Origin of the sequence: Metallibacterium scheffleri (genome assembly GCF_002077135.1) — a bacterium.
Taxonomy (GTDB): Bacteria; Pseudomonadota; Gammaproteobacteria; order Xanthomonadales; family Rhodanobacteraceae; genus Metallibacterium; species Metallibacterium scheffleri.
On record NZ_LDOS01000002.1, the window covers coordinates 504,753 to 526,165 of the forward strand.

Here is a 21,413-nt window from a genome sequence, read left to right on the forward strand (position 1 = left end):
GCGGCATCAGTCATGGGTCACCTTGGTGCGGGCGAGTAGCAGCCGCGAGAGCAGGCTGAGGACGAGCACGAACGCGGTCACCACCAGCGCGCCCGCCCACGCCAGCGCATGCCAGCCATCATAGGGGCTCATCGCGAACTGGAAGATCACCACCGGCACGGTGGCGATCGGCTTGAGCAGGTTGCTATTCCAGTACTGGTTGTTAAGCGCGGTGAACAGCAGCGGCGCGGTTTCACCGGTGATGCGCGCCAGAGCCAGCAGGATGCCGGTGACCACGCCGGCGCGCGCCGAGCGCAGCAGGATTTGCACGATCACCTTCCACTGCGGAACGCCTAGCGACAACGCGGCCTCGCGCATGGTTGATGGCACCAGGCGCAACATCTCGTCGGTGGTGCGCACCACCACCGGCAGCACAATCAGCGCCAGGGCTAGACCGCCGGCCAGTGCCGAGAAATGCCCCAGCGGCTTGACCACCAGCGAATAGACGAACAGGCCGAGCACGATTGATGGTGCCGACAGCAGAATGTCGTTGAGAAAACGGATCACCGCGCCCAGAACGCGGCGTTGCGCGTATTCGGCCAGCCACAGGCCGGCACCGATGCCGACCGGCGTGCCGATCAGCAGCGCGATCAGACTGACCATCGCGCTGCCGTAAAACGCATTGGCCAAGCCGCCACCATCGCCAGGCGGCGCGGGTGTCATCTGCGTGAACAGCGTTGGACTCAGCGCCCCCATGCCCTTGCTGACCGTCACCCACAGGATCCACACCAGCCAGAACAGGCCGAACAGCGTGGCCAGGCTGGCAAGGACCAGCGCCAGCGCATTGTTCACACGCCTGCGCCGGTACAGCCATGCATTGTCGCCGCTCATGCGTTGCCCTCCTTGCGCGCCAGCCGCAACAGCAGCAATTTGGCGATGGCCAGTACGACAAAGGTGACACAGAACAGCAGGAAGCCCAGCGCGATCAATGTCGAGCGATGCAGGTCGGACGAAGCTTCGGTGAATTCGTTGGCGATCACCGAGGCGATCGAACTGGAGGGCATCAGCAGCGATGCGGAAAGCTGGTGCGCGTTGCCGAGCACGAAGGTGACCGCCATGGTCTCGCCCAGCGCGCGCCCGAGGCCCAGAAAAATGCCACCGATTACCGCCGAGCGCGTGTAGGGCAGCACGATATTCCACACCACTTCCGAAGTGGTCGAACCCAGCGCATAGGCGGATTCCTTGAGGCGCGTGGGCACGGTATGGAACACCTCGCGCATCACCGAGGAAATGAAGGGGATCACCATGATCGCCAGCACCAACCCCGCGGTGAGCATGCCGATGCCCAGTGGCGGTCCCTGAAACAATCGGCCGACGATCGGTAAGGTGCCGAGCTTGTCATTGATCCACGGGTCGGCGTGATCGGCCAGGAACGGCGCCAGCACGAACAGGCCCCACATGCCGTAGATGATCGAGGGAATGCCAGCTAGCAGTTCCACCGCCGCGGCGATCGGGGTGCGCAGCCACGGAGGCGCGACCTCGGTGAGGAACAGGGCGATGCCGAAGCTCACCGGCACTGCCAGCAACATCGCCAGCAAGGAGGTCATCAGCGTGCCCCAGATCGGCACCAGCGCGCCAAATTGGCCATTGACCGCATCCCAGTGATCGGACACCAGGAAACTCCAGCCGAAGGTTTGGAACGCCAGGCGCCCGCCCCACAACGTGGAGCCCGCGGTGCCCAGCAGTGCCGCCAGCACCAGCAATGCGCAAGCCAGCAACGCACCGCGAAACAAATGGTCGTTGTGCGCGTCGCGCGCGTGGCGGGTGGCCGCCCACATCGCCCCGGTTCGGGCGGACACGGGCATGTCGCCGGCATCGTGCGGCATGGCCTCGGACTTGGCGGTGTATGGTTTGGATTGACTCATGGAGTGCTCAAAAAATCACGCGCGCCATACTGCGGCGCGCGTCACAGGATGCCGGCCGTCGGTTGCAAGCGCGCGACGGCCATTATGCGTGCTGTTGCTCAGCTCTTGAACTGGCTCTGCCAATACGCCTCGATCTGCTTGACCAGCGTGTCCGGCAGGGGCACGTAATCCAATGCCAGCGCTTCGGGCTGGCCGTGCTCGAAAGCCCATTTGAAGAACGCGAACGCCACCTTGGACTGCGCGGCATTCTTCGGGGTCTTGTACATGATCGCCCAGGTTGTCGCGGTGATCGGCCAGGCGCCCGTGCCCGGCGCATTGGTCATGATCAGGTTGAAATCCTTGGCTTGTGCCCAGTCCGCGGTGGCTGCAGCGGCGGCGAAAGCCGCATTGCTTGGCTCGAGAAACCTGCCGGCGGCGTTTTCCATCTGTGTGTAAGCCATCTTGTTCTGCAGCGCATAGGCGTACTCGACATAGCCGATCGAGTTCCTGATCTGCCTGACGTAGGCCGATACACCCTCGTTGCCCTTGCCACCGACGCCAACCGGCCACGGTACCGAGGTGCCGAAACCGATCGCTTTTTGCCAGGCCGGGCTGAGCTTGCTCAAATAATTGGTGAAGTTGTAGCTGGTGCCCGAGCCGTCCGAGCGGTGCACCACGAAAATGGCGCTAGCCGGCAGCTTGATACCCGGGTTGAGCCTGACCAGCGCCGGGTCGTTCCAGGTCTTGATCCTGCCCATGAAGATCTCGGCCAGGATGGGGCCGCTGAGGCGCAACTTGCCTGCCGCGATGCCCTCCAAATTAACCACCGGCACGATGCCACCGATCACGACGGGAAACTGGCCGAGGCCGAACTTGTTCAAATCCTCGGCCGACAGGGGTGCGTCCGAGGCGCCGAAGTCGACGGTTCCGGCCTTGATCTGCGCGATGCCGCCGCCGGAGCCGATCGACTGGTAGTTGATCTGATGCCCGGTTTTCCGGTTGAACGCCACCGACCACTTCGACAGCACCGGATAGACGAAGCTGGATCCAGCGCCGGTGACTTCGGTGGCCTGCGCGGTGACTGTCAGCAGTGCGCCGAGCAGAAGCAGTGCGGCAAGGCGTGATTTGAGCGAAAGCAGCATGGGAATTCCTTGTGGCGTGCGGGCGGCGCCCGTCTTACGAATTGTAAGAAGCCAGGTTGACGCATTTATGACAGCAACATGCCACCGTGCAGCTCAACTCGTGCGGCGCACGCCCAGACGGCTGAGCGACAGTCGCGCCAGCAGGGTAATCGCCAGCACGAACAGCGTGATCAGCAGCGCGGCGGCATATGCCAATGCGTGTGCGCTGGCGAATGGTTCGTTGATGAACGACCAGATCACGTAAGTCAGATACGCCACCGGCTCGTGCGTCAGATGCCCGCTCCAGTAGTAGTTCGACCAGTTGACCGTGTAGATCAACGGAGCGGTTTCGCCCATCGAGATCGCCATCGCCAGCAGGATGCCGGTGAGCACGCGCGGTGCGCATTCGCGCAAGAGCACGCGCGTCACCAGATTGGCCTGACTGGCGCCCAATGCGTAGCCGGCCTCGCGCAACTCGCCGGGTACGCCGCGCAGCGCCAACTCGGTGGTGCGCAGGATGTAGGGCGCGATCATCATCGCCAGCGTGATGCAGCCCGCGGCTAGGGAGAAGTGCCAGCCCAGCGCGGTGACCATGGTCAGGTAACCGAACAGGCCGAACACGATCGAGGGCACCCCGACCAGTACATCGGCGATGAAGCGCACCGCGCGCGCGAAATACTCGCGGCTGAACTCGCTCACGTAGATGCCGCCGAACACGCCGACCGGCACCGCTAGCAGCAATGCGCCAGCAGTGATCAGCACGCTACCCTCGATGGCATTCAGCAAGCCACCGGCGATGCCACTGGTCGGTGTCAGGAATAACTGCAGGTTCAGTGCCGCGAAGCCGCGCACAAACACCAGTCGCAAAATGTCCAGCAGCGCGAAGGCCAGCAACAGGAAGGCCAGACCGCTGAGCAACCAACCCGCCAGGCTGGCCAGTGCGCGCCGCTGCTGACGGCCACGGCCGCGGGCGTGTGGGTTGAGCGCACGTGCCGGATCGGTCACTGTACTCATGTGCTCAGGCTCCGAGGCACCAGCAGGCGCGCCAGAGCGTTGACCAGCAGCGACAGCAACAGCAGCGCAAGACCAATCTCGGCGATGCCGTAAATGGCCATGTTGGTCGGATCCTGCAGTGCGCTGTCGAGTTGCGAGACCATGAACGAGGCCATGGTCGAGATCGGGCTGTAGATGTTTTCGGGCAGGATGTTGAGTGCATTGCCACTGATCATCAGGACCGCCATGGTTTCACCCAATGCCCGCCCGAGCGCCAGGGTGCTGACGCCGATCAGCGGCAGACGTAGACGCGGCAAGATGATTTTTCGCACTACCTCGAAGCGCGTCGCGCCTACCGCCAGGCCGGCCTCGCGCAGCGCTTGCGGAGTGCTTTCGATCGCTTCGCGCAGATTGGCGGCAATCAGCGGCACGCACATCAAAGACAGCACGATGCCGGCGGTCAGCAGGCCATAGCCACTTCCCGAAGGTGGGCCGAAAAATGGCACATCGCGCAGCCAGTGGGCCATGTGCGGATAGACGTGTCGTGACAGAAACGGAATCAGCACGATGTAACCCCACAGGCCGAACACCACGCTGGGCACCGAGGCGAGCAATTCGACCAGCAGGGATGCGTAGGTGCGGATGCGCGGCGGCACTGCCTCGGCCAGAAACACCGCAGCACCCACGCCCAGCGGTACCGCAAGCAGCAACGCGATCAGCGAGCTGGCCAAGGTACCGACGATCAGAAACAGGATGGCGAAAGAGGCCCCCGGCATCACCTGTTCGCCGCGCACGGTGACGGGATTGCCGTACTGGTTGCCCAGATTCCAGGAACTATGCGTGAAAAAATCGAAGCCGTTGAAGCGCAACGCCGGCCACGAGTCATGCAGAAGGAATGCGAAGAGGGCCAGCAAGACGAGCGGGATCATTGCCGCGAAAGCGGTCACGGTCACGCGAAAGAGGGCGTCGCTGGGGCGCATCGGTCGCAATTCGGGGCCACTGTCGGATTACAGTGACCCCGAACCAGCCTCAAAGTTTCAGACTCAATGGATCTGGTTGATCTGCTGCAACGTCAGCGCACGCGCGGATGCTGGCAGCGGCAGGAAATTGACCTGTTTCAGGAACACCAGCGAGTTGCCGCCCTCGGTGCTCACCGCCCAGCTCAGGAACTTCCTGATCTGGGCCGCCGTTGCGGCATTCGGCTGGGTCGCCTTCACCATGACGTACTCGTAGTTGATGATCGGGTAGGACTCGGCACCCGGCGCATAAATCATGCTGATGCGTTCGTCCTTCGGCGTCTTCGGCACCATGGCTGCAGCTGCGGCCGGCACGGTCTTCTTGTTGATCATCACGAAGTTGCCGGCGCGGTTCTGCAGCATGGCCTCGCCCAGGCCGTCCTTCTGCGTCTGGTTCTGGAAGCTGACGCCGATATAGGCCACCGAATATGGTGTGCTGCGCACCGCGCTCACCATGCCCGGGTTGCCGTTGGCGCCGATCGCGCCCTGCACGGCCGGCCAGTTGACCGAAGTGCCGTAGCCGACCTTCTGTTCCCAGGTCTTGTCGGTGAAGCTCAGGAACTGGCTGAACATGAAGGTATCGCCACTGCCATCGGTGCGGTGCACGGTGACGATGAGATGGTGCGGCAGAGCCACGCCGGGGTTGAGCTGCTTCAGCGCCGGGGCATCCCAGTAGCGCACGCGACCGTCGTACATTCCGGCCAGCACCGCGCCGCTGAGCTTCAGGTGCACGTTGTTCAGGCCTGGCACGTTGTAGTTGACCATCTGCGAAGAAATCGCCACCGGGATGTTGAGCATCTCGGGGTTCTTCTTCATCTGCGCATCGCTGAGGTACGCGTCGGAAGCGCCAAACTGCACCAGGCCCTCGATGCTCTGCGCAATGCCGGTGCCGCTGCCGGTCGAAGCGGTGTTGATCTGTACCTCCGGGTTGGCCTTGGTGTACGCGGGCACCCACAGGTTGAACAGTGGGTACAGCAGGCTGGAGCCGGTTTCGTTGAGCGTGAGGGTGGCGGCGGTGGCGCTGCCGACAGCCAGCAGGCCGGCGGCGGCCAACAGCGCGAGGCGGGGCGCGCGGTGGCGCGCGTGCAGCGAACGTTGCGTCATGGCGAAATCCAGTAGGGGAGGGTGAGGCCGCAAGGCCAATGACACTTTCGCGTGTCTATATGACAGCGCGGTTGCAGGCTCGCAATTGTATGAAAACCGTATTTCCGGCGTGATCTGCAAGTCGGGCCCTCGGTTGCAGGCCGGCTCATGGCGTGGCCGCAGCGGCCGCACTCAGGCTCTGCCAGCGGTTGACGATGGTGCAGAACAGCTCGGCGGTGCGTTCGGCGTCGTACACCGCCGAATGCGCCTGGGCCGCGTCCCACTCGATCCCGGCGGCCTGCAGCGCGCGCGCCAGCACGGTCTGGCCATAGGCGAGACCGGCCAGGCTGACGGTATCGAAGCAACTGAAGGGATGGAACGGACTGCGCTTGCAGGCGCAGCGTGCGATGGCGGCGTTGAGAAAACCCAGGTCGAATCCAGCGTTGTGTCCGACCAGGATCGCACGCTGACAGCTCTGTTCGCGCACCGCTTTGCGGATCGGCGCAAAGACGTATTCCAGCGCATCCGCCTCGAGCCGCGCCGCGCGCAAGGGATGATCCGGCTTGATGCCGTTGACTTCCATCGATTTCGGATCGAGCAGTGCGCCGGGAAAGGCCTCGACATGGGTGCTGACGGTATGCACCGGCTGCAGACGCCCATCGGCATCCATCTCCAGCAGCACGGCGGCAACTTCAAGCAGGGCGTGACGGCGCGCTTCGAAACCGCCGGTCTCGACATCGACGACGACGGGCAGGAATCCGCGGAAGCGTCGCGCGATCGGTGTGGTCTCAGGCATCCGCGCAGCTTATCAGGCGCGCGCGGTGCGGCCGGACCGGGGCGGCGTCGATCGTTGTCATGCCCGCGTCATGAAACGCGGGCAACATCGCGGCCGATTAACGGAAGGTTTACTTGTTCGCAAAGTTAGCTCAAGCTAATGCGACCCGATTCACATCAATTTTTCCACACGGAGACTTTACTTCATGCGTAAACATCTGCTCGCCGTGGCCGTGGCGGCCACGCTCGCCGGCACCAGCTTCGGTGCCCGCGCCGATGCGCTCAGCGATCTCTTCACCCAGGGCCATGTCGACGGCCAGCTGCGCGCCTATTATTTCACGCGTTCCTACGATACCTCCGCGGTGCCGGATGCCAGCGCGTTCTCCGGCGCGGCGCTGATCAACATGACCAGCGGCAGCCTCAACGGCTTCAGCCTGGGCGCTTCATTCGTGACCGCCAACTCGTTTGGCACGCAAAACGACAACCCGGCCAAGATCGACAGTACCCTGATGGGCATCAACGACTCGGTCAGCGCGCTGGGCCAAGCCTACGTGCAGTACAAGAACGAGTGGATGATGCTGCGCGGCGGCTACCAGTACCTCAACACGCCGTGGATGGGACAGAGCGATTCGCGCGTGATCCCGGCCTCGTACAACGCCGTGTCGGCGGTGTTCAAGCCGGCCAAGGGCTGGGATGTTTATGCCTTGCGCAGCTTCGACTGGAAGAGCCGCACCTCGGGCGGCTACTACGCCGACAACCTGTATTACCCGGCCACGTTCAACGGCGATGCGATGTACGGCGGCTTGGGCGGCCTGCCGGCCACGGCGCATCAGTCCAACGGCGCCTGGGCGCTGGGCAGCAGTTATGGCGTGGACGGCTTCAAGGGTCAAGCCTGGTACTACAACTTCCTGGATTTCGCGCGCATGGGCTATCTGGAAGGCAGCTATACCTTCAAGACCGGCACCGGCTTCGACCCCTTCGTCGGCGCTCAGTACGTGGATGAGTCCGGCAGCGGCAACAACTTCCTCGTGACCAATCACACCGCGCTGTTCGGCGTGGCCGGCAGCCGCGTCAAGAGCAGCGTATGGGGTGTCACCGGTGGCGTCATCATCCCCAACGGGCGCATCGACCTCGGTTACAACAAGGTGGGCAGCGAGTCCGGCGCGGTCGGTGGTGGTGCGATCATCTCGCCCTACACCGCGGCCTATGCCACCGACCCGCTGTATACCACCTCGATGATCCGTGGTCTGGTGGAGATGGGCCCGGGCCACGCCTGGAAAGCCAAGGTCACCTACAACGTGCTCAAGAATTTCCAGGTGATCGCGGCCTACGCCAAGTACACCACGCAGTACCGCGGCAACAGCCACGACGTGTATCTGGACCTGATCTACAACCTGGACGGTTACCTCAAGGGCTTGACCTTGCGCAACCGCTGGGAGCGCTCGTCCGGCGGCTGGAACCTCAACCCGGGCAACAAGCCGTTCACCTACAACCGCGTGATGATCAGCTACGCGTTCTGATCGCGCCCTTGTACCGTGCAACACGACGGCGGGCTTCGGTCCGCCGTTTTTTCATGGGTTTTCGCCGGGGGATTTGTCGGGCCACAGGCACAGATCGCGCAGCACGCAGTGCGCGCAGTCGGGCTTGCGCGCCTTGCACACATAACGGCCGTGCAGGATCAGCCAGTGGTGCGCGTGCTGGCGATACGCGGCAGGCACACGCGCCAGCAATCCGGCCTCGACCACCTTGACGTCCTTGCCCGGCGCCAGCCCGGTGCGATTGGCGACACGGAAGATATGCGTATCCACGGCGATGGTGGGGGCACCGAACGCGACATTGAGCACCACGTTGGCGGTCTTGCGGCCGACGCCGGGCAGCGCCTCGAGCGCCGCACGCGTGTTCGGCACCGCGCCGTCGTGACGCTCCAGCAGCAGTCGGCACAGGGCAATCACATTGCGCGCCTTGGTGCGGAACAGGCCCAGGCTGCCGATGATCCGCGCCAGCTCGGATTCACCCAATGCCAGCACCGCCGCTGGCGTCGGCGCCCGCGCGAACAGCACGCGTGTCACCTTGTTGACGCCGACATCGGTGGCCTGCGCAGACAGCACGACCGCCACCAGCAACTGGAAATCGCTGGCATGTATCAGCTCGGTGCGTGGTTCCGGATCGAGCGCAGCGAGACGCCCGAACAGCGTTTCGATGGCGGCGCGGGTCAGCAGGCGATGGCGCGCGCGCTGGCCGGATGCGGATTTGCGCGCCGTGTGCCTACTGGCGGAAGCTGCGCGCTTGGCGCGTGGTGGACTGGCGGACGGCATCGCGCAAGATTATCAGGCGCAACCGGCGTGGCGCGGAGCGACGATCAGAGCCCCAGTCCCAGCATGCTGCCCAATGCCAGCGCGCCGCCGCCCAGCAGCAAACCAATGCCGCTGGCCGCCAGCACATCGCTGGGATAGTGCAACCCGAGCACGATGCGCGAGGCCGCCACCAGCAGGGTGAAGACCAGCAGCAGCGGAATCAGCATCGGGAACCAGGCGCTTGCGATCAGGCTGAAGCTGACCGCCTGCAGCGTATGCCCCGAGGGAAAGCTGAATTCGTCCAGCGGTGGCACATGCGCGACGATGCCGTCGACGCTGCGGAATGGTCGTGGCCGCTGCGTCCAGCGCTTGAGCAGGTAGTACAGCGCCAGCGCCAGCAGGCCGGTGGCAGCCATCTCGACGGTGGCGCGCAGCCCGCGCTCACCGCCGAAGATGCTCAACGCAGCCATCAGCGCGTACCAGAACACACCGTCGCCGAGACGGCTGACGAAGCGGAAAAAGCTGCCCACCACACGCTGCGCGCCCCAGCGATTGGCGCGCAGGCACAGACGCAATCCCAGTGGCTGGTGAGGTGGATCAAGCGGCCGCGGGTTGGCCATTGCGGACCTCGTGCGCGAGCGTGGCGAGTAGGCTTTCAAAGTCGATCATGATCGCTTCCGGGCTCAGGGTTTCCATGCTGCTGCGCGCGGCAGCGCCCAGGCGCACACGCAAGTTCTCATCCTGGCCGAGCCGGAATGCGGCATCGATGAAAGCATCCTGCGCGCCCGCCGCGACGCACAGGCCGTTCACGTCAGTGCGCACGTGCTCGTGCGCTGCGGCATGGTCATAGGCCAGCACGGCCAGACCGCTGGCCATGGCCTCCAGCACGACATTGCCAAACGTTTCGCTGAGACTGGGAAACAAAAACGCGTCGGCGCTGGCGTAATGCCGTGCCAGCGCCTCGCCACGCTGCACGCCGGCAAAGATGTATTCGGGATGCGCGGCCGCCAGCGCGGCGCGTTGCGGGCCTTCGCCCACCCACACATAGCGCGCCCCGGGATTGCGCGCCGCGAACGCCTGGAATGCTCGCACTGCGAGCGCGAGATTTTTTTCCGGCGCCAGGCGCCCCACGTAAATCGCCACCGGCGTGTCCGCGGCGACGCCCCATTGCGCGCGCAGCGCGGCATCGCGGCGCGTGGGGTTGAACAGGCGCGTATCCACCGTGCGCCGCAGCAGTTGCGTGTTGCCCAGACCCAGCGCCAGCAACTCTTGCTGCAAGGCCAGGGTCGGCACCAGCACCGCTTGCGCGCGGCGATGGAAATGCCGCAGCCAGGTGCGTGCCAGCGGCTCCAGCGCGGCCGACACGTAATGCGCCATGTAATGATCAAAGCGCGTGTGGAAACCCGTGGCCACGGCAATGCCGAGACTGCGCGCGGCGCGCACCGCGGAATCGCCCAGCGGCCCTTCGGTGGCCACGTACACCGCGTCGGGGCGCGTCTGGCGCCAGCGCGCGCGCAGCTTGCCGGCGACGGGCAGGCCCAGGCGCAAACCGGGATAGCGCGGCAGCGCGATGCCCGGCAGCAACACCGAGGCGGCGCGTGCCGGCGCGGGGATTTCGTTGGCCTGGCGCGGGCGCAGAACTTCGACGTCGTGGTCACGTGTTGCGAGGCCTTCGGCCAGGGTCTGCACGGTCAGCGCGACGCCATTGATTTCCGGCGGATAGGTCTCGGTGACGATGGCGATGCGCATGGCCTAACCCTCGCTGATTGGGTGCAGCTTCCACCACACACGTGGCGGCTGTTTGAACGCCGTATGACTGAATGATGACGATCAACTGCAGTTGATGTGCGCGTGAGAACAACGCGATTTTCAGCGCTGTAGCGGGTGCGCAATGTCAGCGCGCACCATCGTGACGGTGGCCGATCGACTTGACTATGGACCTGTCTCGAGACTCAGAATACAACGATGAATCCACGTATTCCGCCGCGCACCCGGATCACGCCAGAATCCGCGCGCGTGGCGACGTTGAGCATCGGCAAGGTCGCGCGCGGCAGCGGCGTAGCCATCGACACGATCCGTTTCTACGAGCGCGAGGGCCTGCTGCCCGAGCCGATGCGTCGCGCCTCCGGCTATCGCACCTATGACAGCAGCGCAGTGCAGCGCCTGCGCTTCATCCGTCGCGCCAAGAATCTGGGTTTCTCACTGGATGAAATCCGCGAACTGCTGGCGCTGTCGCAGGACCGCGAGCACGGTGTCGAGGCGGTGAAGCAGCGCGCCACGGCGCGGCTGGCCGATCTGGATCGGCGCGTGCGCGAGCTCAACCGCATCCGCCGTGGCCTGCGCGAGCTGGTTGATGCCTGCCCCGGCCACGGCGCGCCCGAGCAGTGCCCGATCCTGCGCGCGCTGGGGGATATTCGCGACATCGATGAGAGCTGAGCGCAGTGCGCACCGGCATCACCGCCTACGGAGACATGCATGAATCATCGCATCGAGTTTGCCCAAACCGGTGGTCCGGAAGTTCTGCGCTGGATCGAGTGTCCGCTGCCAAGGCCAGGTCCGGATGAACTGCTGATCCGCCATCACGCGATCGGCCTCAATTTCGTCGATACCTACGTGCGCAGCGGGCTGTACCCGGTTGCCGCGCTGCCTGCATGTCCGGGCAGCGAAGCGGCCGGAGTGGTCGCGGCGGTTGGTGCGGACGTGCGGGGATTCGCCGAGGGCGATCGCGTGGCCTATGCCGATGGTCCGCCGGGCGCTTACGCCGAGTGGCGCACGCTGCCCGCGCGGCATGCGCTGAAGCTGCCGGATGCGGTGGACTTCGCCACCGCGGCCGCGGCGCTGCTGAAAGGCCTCACCGTGCAATTCCTGCTGCAGCAGACTTATCGGCCTCGGCGCGATGAGATCATCCTCTGGTACGCGGCGGCCGGCGGCGTGGGTCTGCTCGCCTGCCAGTGGGCCAAAACGCTGGGCGTGCGTCTGCTTGGCGTGGTGAGCAGCGATGCCAAGGCCGCGCAGGCGCTGGCCGCCGGCGCATGGAATACCGTGGTGTGGCCACGCGAGAATCTTGCGGCGCGCGTACGCGAGCTCACCGGCGGCGCCATGGTCAAGGTGGTTTACGACTCGGTTGGGCGCGACAGCTTCGCGGCCTCGCTGGATTGCCTGGCGCCGTTCGGCCTGCTGGTGAGTTTCGGCAATGCCTCGGGGCCGGTCACCGGTGTGGATCTCGGCATCCTCGCGCGCAAGGGTTCGCTGTATGTCACGCGGCCCACGCTGCATACGCACGTGGCCACGCGCGCCGGGCTGGAGCAGGGCGCTGCCGCATTGTTCGCGCAACTTGCCGACGGCGCGCTGCGCGTGCATATCGGGCAACGCTGGCCGCTGGCCGAAGCCGCCGCGGCGCATCGCGCGCTGCAATCGCGTCAGACCACCGGCGCCTCGCTGTTGTTGCCCTGATCGACGCCGCGCGCGGCTTTTTGCTGCTGCGCGGCCAGCGCCCAGGCCACGTGTTCGCGCACCAGCGCGCTGGCGTGCTGCGCGCGCGCGGCCAGCGCCTGCATCACCCGTGCACTGTGCGGAGCGTTGCCCAGCGCCACGGCGAGATTGCGCAGCCAGCCGGCATAGCCGGCGCGGCGCAGCGCCATGCCCTCAGTGCGCGCATTCCAGGTGGCCTCGTCCCAGGCGATGAGCTCGCACAGCAGCGCGGCATCGAGGCCGTGGCGTGGCGCGAAATCGGGCAGCATGCTGGCACGCGCGTAGCGGTTCCACGGGCACACCAGCTGGCAGTCGTCGCAACCGAACACGCGGTTGCCCAGCATGGGCCGCAGCTCCTCGGGGATCGCGCCCTTGTGCTCGATGGTGAGGTAGGCGATGCAGCGGCGCGCGTCCAGCCGGCGTGGTGCGACGATGGCCTGTGTCGGGCAGATGTCGATGCAGCGCGAGCAACTGCCGCAGTGCGCGCCGGGCTCGGCATCGATCGGCAGCGGCAGGTCGGTGAACAGTTCGCCGAGAAAAAAATACGAGCCGGCCTCGCGCGACAGTAGCAGCGTGTGCTTGCCGATCCAGCCAAGGCCAGCGTTGCGCGCCAATGCCTTTTCCAGTACCGGTGCGGAATCCACGAATGCGCGATAGCCGAACGCGCCGATGCGCGCGGCGATGCGATCGGCCAGTGCCTGCAGGCGTTTGCGCATCAGGCCGTGATAATCGCGGCCCAGCGCATAACGCGCGATGTAGGCGCGCGTGCCATCGCCCAGTACTTGCCATGCGTCATGGGCGGATTCGGGCCAGTAATCCATGCGCACCGAGATCACCCGCAACGTGCCCGGATGCAGTGCAGCCGGATCGCTGCGCAGCGCGGCGTGGCGCGACATGTATTCCATGCCGCCGTGCTGGCCCTGCGCCAGCCAGTCGGCCAAGTGCGCGGCGTCCTCGGGCAGTTCGATGCCGGATACGCCGAGCGCGGTGAAGCCGAGTTCGAGCGCCCAGCCGGCGATTTCGGCGCGCAATGCGGGGTAGTCCGGGAGTATGGCTTGGGGCACAGCCGGTGCGGGGCTCATAATCAAGCGATGCAACAGGACGAATACGAGCACGCACTGTACCGCGCCGGGCAGGTACGCGAGATCGAGCGCGCGGCCATCGCCGCCGGCACCGGCGAAGCGCAACTGATGCAGCGCGCCGGCGCAGCGGCGTGGACCCTGCTGCAGCGGCGCTGGCCCGAAGCACGGCGCGTGTGCGTGCTGGCCGGGCAGGGCAACAATGGCGGCGATGGTCTGTGGCTGGCGGCGCTAGCGCAGCAGGCGGGACACACACTGAGCGTGTGCGAACTGCCGGCGCGGCGCGGCGCGGCGGCCACGCAGGCGCGGCAGCTGGCGCTGGATGCGGGCGTGCCGCTGCACGCTGCGCCACGCGCGTTGCCGGCGGCGGATCTCTATGTCGACGCGCTGTTCGGCATCGGTTTGAACCGTGCGCCGGAGGGTCTGGCCGCGCAGTGGATCGAAGCCTTGAACGCGCAGCCCGCCCCGGTGCTGGCGCTGGACCTGCCATCGGGTCTGCTGGCCGACACCGGCGCCGCGCCCGGCGTGGTCGTGCGCGCCAGCGTCACGCTCAGTTTCGTGGCGTGGAAGCGCGGCCTGTTCACCGGCCGCGCGCGCGCACTGTGCGGCGAATGGTTGTTGGATACCCTCGGCATCGACGCCGCCATGGCACCCGCGCCGGATGCTTGGCGATTGCGACCCGCGCCCATGCCGCCGCGCGCGCGCGATGCGCACAAGGGCCGCTATGGGCACGTGCTGGTGGTCGGCGGCGACACGGGTTTCGCGGGCGCCGCGCGTCTGGCTGGCGAGGCCGCATTGCGCAGCGGCGCCGGGTTGGTGAGCGTGGCCACGCGCGCCGCGCACGCGGCATCGATCGCCGCGCAGCGCCCCGAGCTGATGGCCCATGGCGTCGAATCCGCCGGTGAGTTTGCTGCGCTGGTCGCGCGCGCCAGCGTGCTGGCCATCGGCCCCGGTCTGGGCCAGGACGCGTGGGCGCAGATGCTGCTGGCGCACGCGTTGCAAGCGGGCAAGCCCATGTTGCTGGATGCCGATGCCCTGAACCTGCTGTCGGCGCAGCCACGCGCGCTGCCGGATGGCGTGGTGCTCACGCCGCATCCGGGCGAAGCCGCGCGCTTGCTGGCTTGCGACGTGGCCGTGATCGAGCGTGATCGTTTCGCGGCCGCGCGCGCACTGGCCGCACGCTATGCCGCGGTGACGGTGCTGAAAGGTGCCGGCACGCTGGTCGCCGCGCCGGATGCGCGCGTGGAGGTTTGCACCGAGGGCAATCCCGGCATGGCCAGCGGCGGCATGGGCGATGTACTCAGCGGTGTCATCGCGGCGTTGCTGGCACAGGGCCTGTCGGCATGGGATGCGGCACGACTGGGCGTGGCGCTGCATGCGCGCGCCGGCGACATCGCCGCGCGTGCGGGTGAGCGCGGGCTGCTGGCCAGCGATTTGTTCACGCCGTTGCGCACGCTGAGCAATGGCGGCGCCTGAGATGGAATCCCTGTCGATCCTGCTGCCCGCGGCCGCGGCCACGCAGGCGCTGGCGCAGCGCATGGCGCCACTGCTGGCCGCTGGCGGCGTGGTGTGGCTGCAGGGCGAACTGGGCACCGGCAAAACCACCTTCGCACGAGCGCTGCTGCAGGCCCTGGGCGTGGACGAGCGCGTCAAAAGCCCCACCTACAGCCTGGTCGAGAACTATCCACTGCGCGCCGGCAACAGCGCCTGGCATCTGGACCTGTACCGCATCGTCGCGACGGGCGAGCTGGATTATCTCGGCCTGGATGCGTTGCACGAGCACGATGCGCTGGTGCTGGTGGAATGGCCCGAACGTGGCGCGTCCGCGCTGCCGCGCGCGGATCTGCTGCTGTGCCTGAGCCACGCGGACGCGGCGCGCACGGCGCGGCTGGTGGCGCACAGCGCACGCGCGCAAGCCTGGCTGCAGGCGCTGGCGCGCATCACAGAAAGTGAAAGATGAGCAGTGCCCGGATGATGCGCGAGACCACCACCATCAGCACGATGTCCGCATCCATCGATGCTTCGGTGAAATGACGCAGCAGCCAGAACAGCGCCGCGATCGACAAAACTGCCAGCCCGAGAAACCCGGCAGCAGTCCCGCCAGTGCCGCGCCGAGCATGGCCATGCCGATCTGGAAAAGCGTCGCGTGCAGCGCGGTCAGCCAGGCCGCCAGCCACATCGCCACGGTGCTGGTCGCCACGTTGAGGACATACAGCTGCAGCACCGAGTCGATCGCGATGGTCGGTGTTGGCATTCCCTGCTTTCCCAGCGCCATTCCGCGACATCGAGCGTGGCCGCGACCTGCTCACGGCATCGCGCCGCGACTCATGGCAGCGCGCGGCGTGGCGGTGCTGGACAGCGGCGCGATGCGATACAGATGCAGCGCCACGATCAGGCCCAGCAGCACCAGCGCGCCGGCGAACGCGGCGACGCCATTCCAGCCCCAGTCGGCGTAAAACAGGCCGCCGCTGGCGCCGGCCACGCTGGAGCCAAGGTAATAGGCGAACAGATACAGCGCCGCGGCTTGCGCCTTGGCCGCGCCGGCACGCCGCCCCACCCAGCTGCTGACGATCGAGTGGCCGCCGAAAAAGCCGAAGGTGAGCAGCGCCACCCCCAGCCCGATCAGCCACAGCGAGCCGGGCAGGGTCAGCGCCACGCCCACCAGCATCAGCACGAACGCCGTCCACAGCACGCGCCGGCGCCCGACGCGGCCGGCCAGTTGCCCCATCCATGCAGAACTGAAGGTGCCGACCAGATACAGGGTGAAGATCAGCCCGACGTCGGCCTGGCTCAGGTGATAGGGCGCGGCCATCAGTCGATAGCCGAGGTAGTTGTATACGGTGACAAACGCGCCCAGCAGCAGGAAACCCTGCGCGAACAGCCACGGCAGCGCGGCGTCGCGGAACAACCCGGTGCAGCGCGCGGCGAGCGCGCGCAGATCCAGCGCCCGCGCCTGGAAGTGGCGCGAAGGCGGCAGTGTGCGCGCGAACACCAGCGCGGCCAGCAGTCCGCTCGTGCCCACCGCCGCGATGCCGATGCGCCAGCCCCAGAAATCGGCCGCCACGCCCGCCAGCAGACGTCCGCCCATGCCGCCGATGGCGCTGCCGCCGATATACAGGCCCATGCCCAGGCCGATCGAGTCGGCGTGCATTTCCTCGCTGAGGTAGGTCATCGCCACCGCCGGCAGTCCGCTGAGGGTGAGCCCGAGCAGCGCGCGGCACAGCAGCAGCGCATGCCAGCCCGGCGCCGCGGCGCTGAGCAGTACCAGCACGGCTGAACTCAGTAGCGCGAAATTCATCACGCGCGCGCGGCCGAGGCGATCCGACACCGCGCCGGCGAACAGCATGGCGATGGCGAGGATGCCCGTGGTCAGCGACAGCGACAGCGCGCTGACGGCCGCGCTGACGGCGTAGTGCGCGCTGAACGCCGGCATCAGCGGCTGCACGCAGTACAACAATCCGAAGGTCGACAGCCCCGCTGCGAACATGGCCGCGTTGACGCGCCGGAATGCCGCCGTGCCGTGGCGGATGCATTTGGCCTGCTGGGTTTGCGCGCAGTCCGCAGCGGGCAAACCAGCCGCGTCGCGCGTCGCGAGCTGTGCATCGGGAGCCATGTGCCGAGTATAGGCGTCGGGTCTTGCCGCCCGGCTGGCTTGCGTGGCCGCGGCATGCGTTTCCGGTCGGGTTTGCGCGGTACGCCAATGCGCCGGCTGCATCATTTCATGCGAATTCTGACGAATTTCATACAGGTATCGGATTAAAAAGGGAAAAATGCTTGCAAAGCCCTGCGGCTTGCAGTTGAATCCAGCGCATGTCGGGCAAATGCATACTGAGCGCGGGAATCCTGCTGGCGGCACTGTTCGCGCTGCCAGGGCATGCCGCGCCCGCGTCGGCGCTGGCCGAGATCAGCGCCTTGCAGCTGTCCACGCCTGCCGGACGCACGCGCGCGGTGTTTCTGCTCGATCGCAGCGCCGACTACAAGTTGTTCCAGCTCAGCCATCCCGACCGCGTGGTGCTGGATGTGCACGACAGCCGCCTCGCCGGCAATTTCCGTGCGCCCGCGGGCGCGGGATTGGTCAAGGACGTGCGCACCGGCGCGCGTCCTGATGATGGCGTGCGCGTGGTGTTCGACATGGACACTGGCGTGCGTCCGAAAAGTTTCCTGTTGCCGCCGACGCCCGATTCGCCCGGCTACCGGCTGGTGCTGGAAATGACCCCCGACAGTGCCGTGCATGCCGTGCAGGCGCCGGAGCTCGCGCAACTCCCCGATGGCGGGCGCAAGGTCGTGGTGGTGATCGATCCCGGCCACGGCGGCAGGGATACCGGCGCCATCGGCTACGACGGCATCGAGGAAAAAAACATCACCCTCGCGGTGGGCAAGGATCTGGCCCGGCTGATCGACGCGCAGCGCGGCATGAAGGCCGTGCTCACGCGCACCGGCGATTACTACGTCACCCTCGACCAGCGCCGCGAGATCGCGCGCAACGCCAAGGCCGACATGTTCATCTCGATTCATGCCAATGCCTGTCCGGACGATTGCGATACGCGCGGCGGCTCGGTGTGGATTCTCTCCACCAAGGGCGCCAGCAGCACCGCGGCCAAATTGCTGGCGCAGAGCGAGAACGACTCGTTCAAGCTGGTCGGCGGGGTGAATTTGCACGACCAGCAATCCTCGCTGGCCTCGGTGCTGCTCAGCCTGTCGCAAGGTGTCACCATGGATGCCAGCCGCCGCGCCGCCAGCGATGTGCTGCAATCGATCGGGCGCATCGAGCCGCTGTACAAGAGCCACGTCGAGCACGCCAACTTCGTCGTGCTGCGCGCGCCGGATGTGCCATCGATGCTGATCGAGACCGCCTTCGTCACCGACAAGCAGGATGCGCTGCGCCTGATCAATCCGGTGTTCCAGGAAAAGCTGGCGCACTCGATTCTCGGCGGTGTCAAGAGCTATTTCCTCAACACGCCGCCGCCCGGCACTTGGTTCGCCTACCAGGCTGCCAAGCGCATGCGTACCGCCGACACCGCGCGGCAGCAGGCGCCCTGGCATGGCCCCGGCGCGCGCGCGCTGGACATCCTCGACGGCAGCGCGAAGAACTGAGCGGCGCAGCCGCTATGCTTGGCGCTCGCCGCGCGAGCCCAGCATGCCGATTCGTCAACTCTCCAGCAGCCTGATCAACCAGATCGCCGCCGGCGAGGTGATCGAGCGCCCGGCCTCGGTGGTCAAGGAACTGGTCGAGAACAGCCTGGACGCCGGTGCGCGGCGCATCGAGATCGAGCTGGAAGCCGGCGGCACGCGATTGATCCGCGTGCGCGACGATGGCACCGGCATCGCCGCCGCCGAATTGCCGCTGGCCGTGGCCGCGCATGCCACCAGCAAGATCGCCAGTTTCGACGATTTGGTGCACGTGGCCACGCTGGGTTTTCGCGGCGAGGCACTGGCCTCGATCGCCTCGGTGTCGCGTTTCGCCCTCACCTCGCGCCCGCGTGGCAGTGCGCATGCGCTGTGCATCGAGGTCGCCGATGGCCGCAGCACCGAACCGCACCCGGCGCAGCATCCCGAAGGCAGCAGCGTCGAGGTGCGCGAGTTGTTCCACAACGTGCCGGCGCGGCGCAAGTTCCTGCGCGCCGAGCGCACCGAATTCCTGCACATCGACGAGCTGGTCAAGGCGCTGGCGCTGGCGCACCCGGACGTCGCGTTCACGCTGACGCACGATGCGCGCAGCCAGCGCGTGCTGCGCGTGGCCAGCGATGAAGCCGCACGCTTGGCGCGCGTGGCGGCGCTGCTGGGTGACGAATTCGCCGCGCAGTGCCTGGCCGTGCAGCACACCGCTGCGGGTTTGAGCCTGCACGGCTGGGTGGGACTGCCGGCCGCCGCACGCGCGCAGGCCGATCGCCAGTATTTCTACGTCAACGGGCGCTTGGTGCGCGATCGCGTGGTCAGCCACGCACTGCGCCAGGCGTATAGCGATGTGCTGTTTCATGGCCGCCACCCGGCCTACGTGCTGTTTCTGCAACTCGATCCCGCCAGCGTCGATGTCAACGTGCATCCGGCCAAGAGCGAAGTGCGTTTTCGCGAGCAGCGTCTGGTGCACGACTTCCTGTTCCGCGCGCTGCACGAGGCGCTGGCCGACACGCGCGCCGGGCAGGGCGCCGGCCACGCGCGCGTCGACGCACAGCCGTTGCGCGCCGATTTGCCGGCGCTGGATGCATCCCCCGCGTGGCTCGGCGTCGCGGCATCCGGCACGACGCGCCCGGTACCACCTGCCTATCAGGCCGCGCTGGGCCTGCGCCACGGCGTGCGGGATGCCGCGCGCGCCGGCGCCGGCGCCGATTCCTACGTGCAATTGCTGGCCGGCGCACTGCCCGCGCCGCTGCCCGCGGCATCCGCCGCTGCCGCCATCCCGCCGCTGGGCCACGCGCTGGCGCAGCTCAAGGGCGTGTACGTGCTGGCCGAAAACGCGCACGGCCTGGTGCTGGTGGACATGCACGCCGCGCACGAGCGCATCACCTACGAACACCTCAAGGCCGGGCGCGCCGCCAGCAGCCTGCGCGCGCAGCGCCTGCTGGTGCCGCTGACGCTGCCGGTGAGCGCGCGCGAAGCCGCCGCCGCCGAGGAACACGGCGCCGCGCTGGCCGGCTTCGGTCTGGAGCTGCTGCGCGCCGGTCCCGACAGCGTGCGCCTGACCAGCGTGCCCGCGCTGCTGGCCGACGCCGACGCCGCGCAACTGGCGCGCGACGTGCTCGCCGAGCTGGCCGAACACGGCAGCTCGCGCCGCCTCGAGGAAATCGAGAACGAGTTGCTCTCCACCCTGGCCTGCCACGGCTCGGTGCGTGCCGGCCGCCGCCTCAACCTGGCCGAAATGGACGCCCTGCTGCGCGAGATGGAAGCCACCGAGCGCAGCGGCCAGTGCAACCACGGCCGCCCCACCTGGGTGCAGGTGTCGCTGGCCGAACTGGACCGCTTGTTCCTGCGCGGGCGCTGAGCCGATGCCGCGTCAGCCGCTGATGGTGAACCCCATGCGCCGCATTCCATATCCCGCTCCCGGCGAAATCCTGCTGCAGGAATTCCTCAAGCCCATGAACTTCACCCAGTACCGGCTGGCCAAGGAAATCGGTGTGCCGCAGCGCCGCGTCGGCGAAATCGTCGCCGGCAAGCGCGGCATCACCGCCGACACCGGCCTGCGCCTGACGCAGTTCTTCGGCACATCGGAAGGCTTCTGGACCGGTTTGCAGGATGACCACGACCGCGCCATGACCAAGGATGCGATCGCCGAAACGCTGCGCCGGATCACGCCATGGAACGCGCGGCGCGCGGCATAACCAGGGCGAGCCGGTCCCTTGCGCGCATCACTTCGCGGGCGCAGGATGGCCGCGGTTTCGCGTCAGGTTGGGAAAGGCTGCGGGATTAGGCGGCGGGTTCAGGCGGCATGCCAGTCGGAGGTCATTGATTGGCATGGATGGTTCCGGCAGCAGACATCGCTGGCGTGAGATTAGGGGCGGAGTTAGGCTTCATTTCATAATCGAATAGTAGTTGGGCAGTGAAAGCGCCGAGCCGTCGCAGTAGCAAAACCTGACACCAGGAAGCGGAGTACCCTGATTGACTGAGTCGAGCCAGCACCGATACTCAACGAAGCGCTCTGGCGTCCGGATAACCAAGGGCGGCCTCAAACTCCAGGTGCAACACCCAAGCGGGAGTAGCTTAG

The 21,413-nt window shown here is 66.7% G+C and carries 21 protein-coding genes; 8 read left to right on the top strand and 13 right to left on the bottom strand.

The features are described from left to right. Positions 1-6 precede the first annotated feature (6 nt). From pstA (Mschef_RS07450) to rnt, 7 genes are all read right to left on the bottom strand, one after another. Positions 7-870 carry a phosphate ABC transporter permease PstA gene (gene pstA, locus Mschef_RS07450; RefSeq protein WP_081127196.1) on the bottom strand — a complete coding sequence of 288 codons (864 nt, stop codon included), beginning with the start codon at positions 868-870 and terminating at the stop codon, positions 7-9. Then, complete coding sequence (gene pstC / locus Mschef_RS07455) at positions 867-1,817, bottom strand: phosphate ABC transporter permease subunit PstC (RefSeq protein WP_242426546.1); 951 nt, start codon at positions 1,815-1,817, stop codon at positions 867-869. Before pstC (Mschef_RS07455) ends, pstA (Mschef_RS07450) begins: the two co-directional genes overlap by 4 nt. Positions 1,818-2,002: 185 nt before the next feature. Further along, positions 2,003-3,025 (bottom strand): phosphate ABC transporter substrate-binding protein PstS, encoded by a 1,023-nt coding sequence (gene pstS / locus Mschef_RS07460; protein WP_081127197.1) that lies wholly within the window; start codon positions 3,023-3,025, stop codon positions 2,003-2,005. Positions 3,026-3,118: 93 nt separating this feature from the next. Continuing rightward, a complete protein-coding gene (gene pstA / locus Mschef_RS07465) occupies positions 3,119-4,018 on the bottom strand; it encodes a phosphate ABC transporter permease PstA (RefSeq protein ID WP_081127198.1) in 900 nt (299 codons plus the stop codon). Next, positions 4,015-4,977, bottom strand: coding sequence for a phosphate ABC transporter permease subunit PstC (gene pstC / locus Mschef_RS07470; protein WP_081127199.1), 963 nt, complete (start codon positions 4,975-4,977; stop codon positions 4,015-4,017). Before pstC (Mschef_RS07470) ends, pstA (Mschef_RS07465) begins: the two co-directional genes overlap by 4 nt. 63 nt (positions 4,978-5,040) lie before the next feature. Continuing rightward, complete coding sequence (pstS, locus tag Mschef_RS07475) at positions 5,041-6,117, bottom strand: phosphate ABC transporter substrate-binding protein PstS (RefSeq protein WP_081127200.1); 1,077 nt, start codon at positions 6,115-6,117, stop codon at positions 5,041-5,043. Positions 6,118-6,262: 145 nt separating this feature from the next. Next, the gene (gene rnt / locus Mschef_RS07480; RefSeq protein WP_081127201.1) at positions 6,263-6,892 is read right to left on the bottom strand and encodes a ribonuclease T; all 630 of its coding nucleotides are present in this window, start codon (positions 6,890-6,892) and stop codon (positions 6,263-6,265) included. Between the two features lie 184 nt (positions 6,893-7,076). Between rnt and Mschef_RS07485 the strand changes: the two genes are divergently transcribed. Beyond that, positions 7,077-8,390: a hypothetical protein gene (locus Mschef_RS07485; RefSeq protein ID WP_081127202.1), complete on the top strand. Its 1,314-nt coding sequence runs from the start codon at positions 7,077-7,079 to the stop codon at positions 8,388-8,390. Positions 8,391-8,441: 51 nt separating this feature from the next. Here Mschef_RS07485 and nth read toward each other — a convergent pair whose 3' ends face one another. The 3 genes from nth to Mschef_RS07500 all read right to left on the bottom strand — a co-directional run bounded on the left by nth (position 8,442) and on the right by Mschef_RS07500 (position 10,913). After that, the gene (nth, locus tag Mschef_RS07490; RefSeq protein ID WP_242426547.1) at positions 8,442-9,086 is read right to left on the bottom strand and encodes an endonuclease III; all 645 of its coding nucleotides are present in this window, start codon (positions 9,084-9,086) and stop codon (positions 8,442-8,444) included. 143 nt (positions 9,087-9,229) lie between these two features. After that, on the bottom strand, positions 9,230-9,784 hold the full coding sequence (locus Mschef_RS07495; RefSeq protein ID WP_081127204.1) for a phosphatase PAP2 family protein: 555 nt from the start codon (positions 9,782-9,784) through the stop codon (positions 9,230-9,232). Beyond that, positions 9,762-10,913 (bottom strand): glycosyltransferase family 4 protein, encoded by a 1,152-nt coding sequence (locus Mschef_RS07500; RefSeq protein WP_081127205.1) that lies wholly within the window; start codon positions 10,911-10,913, stop codon positions 9,762-9,764. The genes Mschef_RS07495 and Mschef_RS07500 overlap by 23 nt, the downstream gene beginning before the upstream one ends. Before the next feature lie 216 nt (positions 10,914-11,129). Between Mschef_RS07500 and Mschef_RS07505 the strand changes: the two genes are divergently transcribed. Together Mschef_RS07505 and Mschef_RS07510 are read left to right on the top strand one after the other, a co-directional pair. Then, positions 11,130-11,600 carry a heavy metal-responsive transcriptional regulator gene (locus tag Mschef_RS07505; protein WP_081127206.1) on the top strand — a complete coding sequence of 157 codons (471 nt, stop codon included), beginning with the start codon at positions 11,130-11,132 and terminating at the stop codon, positions 11,598-11,600. Between the two features lie 39 nt (positions 11,601-11,639). Further along, positions 11,640-12,617, top strand: a complete 978-nt coding sequence (locus tag Mschef_RS07510) for a quinone oxidoreductase family protein (RefSeq protein ID WP_081127207.1) — start codon at positions 11,640-11,642, stop codon at positions 12,615-12,617. Here Mschef_RS07510 and queG read toward each other — a convergent pair. Further along, positions 12,584-13,717 carry a tRNA epoxyqueuosine(34) reductase QueG gene (queG, locus tag Mschef_RS07515; RefSeq protein WP_081127208.1) on the bottom strand — a complete coding sequence of 378 codons (1,134 nt, stop codon included), beginning with the start codon at positions 13,715-13,717 and terminating at the stop codon, positions 12,584-12,586. The two genes, Mschef_RS07510 and queG, sit on opposite strands and share 34 nt — an antisense overlap. 9 nt (positions 13,718-13,726) lie before the next feature. Between queG and Mschef_RS07520 the strand changes: the two genes are divergently transcribed. Continuing rightward, positions 13,727-15,190 (top strand): NAD(P)H-hydrate dehydratase, encoded by a 1,464-nt coding sequence (locus Mschef_RS07520; RefSeq protein ID WP_081127209.1) that lies wholly within the window; start codon positions 13,727-13,729, stop codon positions 15,188-15,190. Position 15,191: 1 nt separating this feature from the next. After that, positions 15,192-15,674, top strand: coding sequence for a tRNA (adenosine(37)-N6)-threonylcarbamoyltransferase complex ATPase subunit type 1 TsaE (tsaE, locus tag Mschef_RS07525; protein WP_136256412.1), 483 nt, complete (start codon positions 15,192-15,194; stop codon positions 15,672-15,674). Between the two features lie 33 nt (positions 15,675-15,707). On the opposite strand, the gene Mschef_RS07530 is transcribed toward tsaE, so the two are convergent. Continuing rightward, positions 15,708-15,968 (bottom strand): hypothetical protein, encoded by a 261-nt coding sequence (locus tag Mschef_RS07530; protein ID WP_136256411.1) that lies wholly within the window; start codon positions 15,966-15,968, stop codon positions 15,708-15,710. 51 nt (positions 15,969-16,019) lie between these two features. Beyond that, positions 16,020-17,327 carry an MFS transporter gene (locus tag Mschef_RS07535; protein WP_081129904.1) on the bottom strand — a complete coding sequence of 436 codons (1,308 nt, stop codon included), beginning with the start codon at positions 17,325-17,327 and terminating at the stop codon, positions 16,020-16,022. 197 nt (positions 17,328-17,524) lie between these two features. Between Mschef_RS07535 and Mschef_RS07540 the strand changes: the two genes are divergently transcribed. The 3 genes from Mschef_RS07540 to Mschef_RS07550 are packed head-to-tail and all read left to right on the top strand — an operon-like array spanning position 17,525 to position 21,030. Next, on the top strand, positions 17,525-18,808 hold the full coding sequence (locus Mschef_RS07540) for an N-acetylmuramoyl-L-alanine amidase (protein WP_081127212.1): 1,284 nt from the start codon (positions 17,525-17,527) through the stop codon (positions 18,806-18,808). 43 nt (positions 18,809-18,851) lie between these two features. Next, positions 18,852-20,693, top strand: coding sequence for a DNA mismatch repair endonuclease MutL (gene mutL, locus Mschef_RS07545; RefSeq protein ID WP_081127213.1), 1,842 nt, complete (start codon positions 18,852-18,854; stop codon positions 20,691-20,693). Positions 20,694-20,727: 34 nt separating this feature from the next. Further along, complete coding sequence (locus Mschef_RS07550; RefSeq protein WP_081129905.1) at positions 20,728-21,030, top strand: HigA family addiction module antitoxin; 303 nt, start codon at positions 20,728-20,730, stop codon at positions 21,028-21,030. Positions 21,031-21,413: the final 383 nt, after the last annotated feature.